5 protein-coding genes are annotated in these 4,137 nt (G+C 59.5%); 1 reads left to right on the top strand and 4 read right to left on the bottom strand.

Features of this window, described 5'->3' with window-relative positions; all coding sequences use genetic code 11:
- The 4 genes from AC1DY5_RS44690 to AC1DY5_RS44705 all read right to left on the bottom strand — a co-directional run.
- Positions 1-444: class I SAM-dependent methyltransferase (locus AC1DY5_RS44690; RefSeq protein ID WP_478120828.1), on the bottom strand; the 444-nt coding region annotated here is incomplete at its 3' end.
- A gap of 143 nt (positions 445-587) precedes the next feature.
- On the bottom strand, positions 588-1,286 hold the full coding sequence (locus AC1DY5_RS44695; RefSeq protein WP_478120829.1) for an ABC transporter ATP-binding protein: 699 nt from the start codon (positions 1,284-1,286) through the stop codon (positions 588-590).
- 5 nt (positions 1,287-1,291) lie between these two features.
- Complete coding sequence (locus AC1DY5_RS44700; RefSeq protein WP_478120830.1) at positions 1,292-2,095, bottom strand: ABC transporter permease; 804 nt, start codon at positions 2,093-2,095, stop codon at positions 1,292-1,294.
- Complete coding sequence (locus tag AC1DY5_RS44705; protein WP_478120831.1) at positions 2,092-3,510, bottom strand: mannose-1-phosphate guanylyltransferase/mannose-6-phosphate isomerase; 1,419 nt, start codon at positions 3,508-3,510, stop codon at positions 2,092-2,094. The genes AC1DY5_RS44700 and AC1DY5_RS44705 overlap by 4 nt, the downstream gene beginning before the upstream one ends.
- Positions 3,511-3,749: 239 nt before the next feature.
- On the opposite strand from AC1DY5_RS44705, the gene AC1DY5_RS44710 reads away from it, so the two are divergent.
- Positions 3,750-4,137 (top strand): glycosyltransferase (locus AC1DY5_RS44710; RefSeq protein WP_478120832.1); only part of this gene is annotated, 388 nt, incomplete at its 3' end.

The raw sequence follows: 4,137 nt of genomic DNA on the forward strand, positions 1-4,137 counted from the left end.
CCAGTAACTGCAATGCAAGTCCTCTGCGATGAAAATCCCGCCTTCCTTCAGCAATGGAAAGTAGCGACAAAAACTCTCGACGATGTCACCAGAAAAGTGCGAACCATCGTCCACGATGAAATCGAATTGCTCGCTGTGTTTGCGTATTTCCGCCTCGGTAACATCGCAATTTGCATCTCCAATCACCACCTGAATGCGGGGATCCTCGTAGACCAGCGCCCTGCAGGCTTCGTTGATGTCGCACCCAACGAACAATTTGGCATGGGCGAAATATTTCGCCCAAATTTCAAGCGAACCGCCATTTTGTATGCCAATCTCCAGCAGATGGATGGGATTGTTACGATATGGCGAGAGAACCTCCTCGTATGCAGTCAGGTAGCTTTCCCATTTGTCCGACACTTTTCCCTTGTGGGCGAGATAAAGTTGCTTCAATGTGGTTGTCATGACCATTTCAATTGGATTGCCGTAGATTTCGATTTCTCCAACAGTCGATATTTGACGCGCTCTCGCACATCACGCGATGCCAATAGGGGGAATCTCTATCTATCGCCGAGCCGGGCCAATATCGGGGCCGTGGAGAAGCATCCCTACCGGACGACTCGTCCGTGTTCCAGATGGATGACCCGATTGCATTCCTTGGCGATAAGGTCCGGCGAATGCGATGCGAGTACGAGGATGCCCGACTTGGCGACAACGTCTCGCATGCGCTGCTCCGCCTTTTCGGTGAATTCTGCGTCACCGACCGACAGCCATTCGTCCATCAACAGAATGTCGGCTTCGATGCTGGTCGAGATCGAAAATGCCAAGCGCATCAGCATGCCGGTCGAATAGGTTCTTACTGGCATGTTGACGTATTCGCCCAGGCCGCTGAACTCGCAGATCTCCGGCGTCAGTTCATCGATCTGACGTTTACCCATGCCCATGACCAGGCCCCTGAGCATGATGTTCTCGATGCCGGTGGCGTCAGGCTCGATGCCCAGCGACGGGTCTATCAGACTAGAAACGCTTCCTTTTCGGACGAATTCGCCGGAGGAGGGCTCGTAGACGCCCGCCAACGCCCGAAGTAGCGTTGACTTGCCCGCCCCGTTGTGACCGATGAGGCCGAGGCGATCGCCGCTCTTGAGTTCCAGGGTGATGTCGCTGAGTGCCTGCACAACATTGACACCGGTTTCTTTACCGAAGCGGCCACCGGTGACAGAGGCGGCAAGGGTCTTCTTCAGTGAGGCCGCGCCTGCGCCGTAGATGGGGAAATTGACCGAGACGTTTTTGAGGGATATGAAAGCCATGGTACTTAGAGCCAATAGACGACGCGGCGACGGTACTTTGCGAAGAGCAGGCTCGATACGACAACGGTCGCTGTGGTCCAACCCAGGATCCCCCACCAGTTGTGGCTATCGGCGACACCGCCCATCAGTGGCGTCCGCAATAAGTCGAGCATCTGGGCGAATGGGTTCCAGAGAATGTACTTGGCCCGACTGGGGAGGCTCGATGGCAGCCAGAACACGGGGGTCAGGAACATCAGCATTTGCATCACGCTGGTGACGATCTGAGACACGTCGCGGAAACGCGTGCAGACCAGCCCAAGTGCCAATCCCAGCGCTTGCGCGTTGACCAGGACGAGCAAGAATGCTGGTATGAAAAGGAGTGCGGACCAGGACAGCGTGATCCCAGCCCAAATCGCGACCGGGATGTAGAGGACGATCTGATGGCCGAACTGGATAAGGTTGCGCGCCATGCTTCGCCAGACAAAAAGACTGATCGGGAAGTAGCCTTGCTTGAGATAGTTTGCGGAGCCGATGAATGCGTTGCAGGCGTCCGTCACCATGCTGGCGAAAAAACCCCAGAAGATGATGCCTAGCGCGAGGTGTGGAAAGAATTGCGACAGTTCAGTGCCGAACAGTGAACTGTAAAGCGGCCCCATGCCACCGATCATGGCCCCCATGCTGAGCGTGAGCCACAAGGGCCCGAGCATCGAGCGCCGGTAGCGCAATACGATGTCGAACCAGGCGAGCGTCCACCAAATGTCCGTGCGGCGAGTACCTTCCCACCAATCCGCCCATGCGCTGCGGTGCAAATTGGAATGCGCCTGGCTCATATGCGTCCGTAGGTGTCTGCCAACCGCACGATGTCATCTTCGCCTAGATAGGCGCCACATTGCACTTCGATGAGCACTAGCTCGTCCTTGCCGATGTTTGTCAATCGATGTCTTTCTTTCAGAGGGATGTAACGGTATTGGCCGGGTGTGGTTTCGAATTCCTCGTCGCCGACCTGCACCCGGGCTGTGCCGCGCACCACCACCCAATGCTCTGCGCGCTGGTGGTGATATTGCAGCGAGAGCGATTGGCCCGGCTTCACGGTGATGCGCTTGACCTTGTAGCCGTCTTCTTCCTTGAGGGACGCATAGGTGCCCCAAGGGCGATGGACCACAGCGGGCAACGACACGGCCTCGTGCCCGCGGGCGGTCAACGCATCGACGATGCGCTTGACGCCTTGAGCCTCGTCCTTGTGAGCGACCAGCAAGGCATCGGGAGTATCGACGATCACGAGATTATGAACACCCAGCGTGGCCACGACCTTGGGGCCGTGGCTGTCCACATGGACATGTGTGCCGGTGGTGTCGATCGCCACGACGTCGGACGGAAAAGTGTTTCCGCTCGCGTCGGACGTGTGTGCCTTGGCGACGGACGACCAGGAGCCAACGTCGCTCCAGCCAAACTTCGCCGGCACCAGCTGCACATTGTCCGCGCGTTCCATGACGGCATAGTCGATGCTGATGTTGGGCTGCAGACTGAATGCGTGCGAGTCGAACTGCACTTGGTCGTCGTTCGAGACCGAGGAGGCATGCACCCGCCTCGCCGCGTCCAGAACCTCCGGGGCGTATCGCTCGAGGGCTGAAACCATCGCGTCCGCGGTGCAGCAGAACATGCCGCTGTTCCAGTAATAGCGGCCGCTCGCGAGGTACTCCTGCGCGCTGAGAACATCGGGCTTTTCGATGAAACGCTTGGCGGGCTGGCACTCGCGGGATACATGTTCCACTTCGACATAGCCGAAGCCGGTTTCGGGGCTTGTGGGACTAATGCCGAAAATGACCAGTGAACCCTGTGCGGCCAGCCTGACCGCTTGGCTTGCGCTGGCCACGAAAGCAGCGACATCGGGTATGAGATGGTCCGTYGAGAGTACCAGCATGACCGTGTCGCCGCCGTACTGCGTGATGCACTGGAGCGCCGCGAGGGCGATGGCCGGCGCAGTGTTGCGGCCCTTCGGTTCCAGCAACAGTGTCGCCTGAGGCGGATCTGGCATTTGTTGCAGAACGTCCTTCGTCAGGAACAAGTGATCCTTATTGGTGACGATCATCAAGTCGTCGGTGCCGCAAGCCTGGCCCCGTTCGATCGCCTGCTGGAGCAGTGTGGAGCCTCCGAGTTTCATGAAGGGTTTCGGGAAGGCTTGCCTGGAAAGAGGCCACAATCTGGACCCGGCGCCCCCCGAGAGCACCACTGAAAGCAGTCGCATCGTTAGTCTTTCTCTATGATCTGATCGCCAATTTTACCGGCCGAGTCCGGGTCGGTCCCGGCACGGTTGGCCGGAGCGCCAGGAATTGCGAAGATAATCGCGCGCCGAACCCTTGTCGCGCTGGCCTCCTATTGCCCAGGGTCGCCTCATCGGAAGTTCGCGAAAGCCGCTGGTCGAGTCGCGGCAACCGGCATCGAACATCGGCCTCATCGGCGCTCGCCTGGCAGCCCCACAGCCTCATGACCCTCTCCGTCTCCGTCGCCCTCTGCACCCACAACGGTGCCCGATTCGTCGGTGAGCAGGTCCGCAGCATCTGCCTCCAAACCTTGCCGCCGGCCGAAATCGTCTTGTCCGACGACGCCTCCACCGACGACTGCGTCAAGGTGGCGCGGGACGCGCTCGAGGCCTGCCTGCGCGAGCGCCCGGGCCTGGCGATCGGCTTTCGCGCGATCCGCAACGTGCCCGCACTGCGGGTCACCAAGAACTTCGAACAGGCCGCTCGCGCCTGCACCGGCGACCTGATCGCCCTCAGCGATCAGGACGACGTCTGGCGTCCCGACCGCCTGGCGCGGATGGTGGCGCAGTTCGACCGGCGCCCCGACCTGCTGCTGCTGCACAGCGACGCCC

The organism is Variovorax sp. P4_D9, from assembly GCF_056401695.1.

Coding starts and splice junctions, on each gene's coding strand:
- AC1DY5_RS44700 (WP_478120830.1), bottom strand. CDS start 2,095: ATGAGCCAGGCGCATTCCAATTTGCACCGCAGCGCATGGGCGGATTGG.
- AC1DY5_RS44695 (WP_478120829.1), bottom strand. CDS start 1,286: ATGGCTTTCATATCCCTCAAAAACGTCTCGGTCAATTTCCCCATCTAC.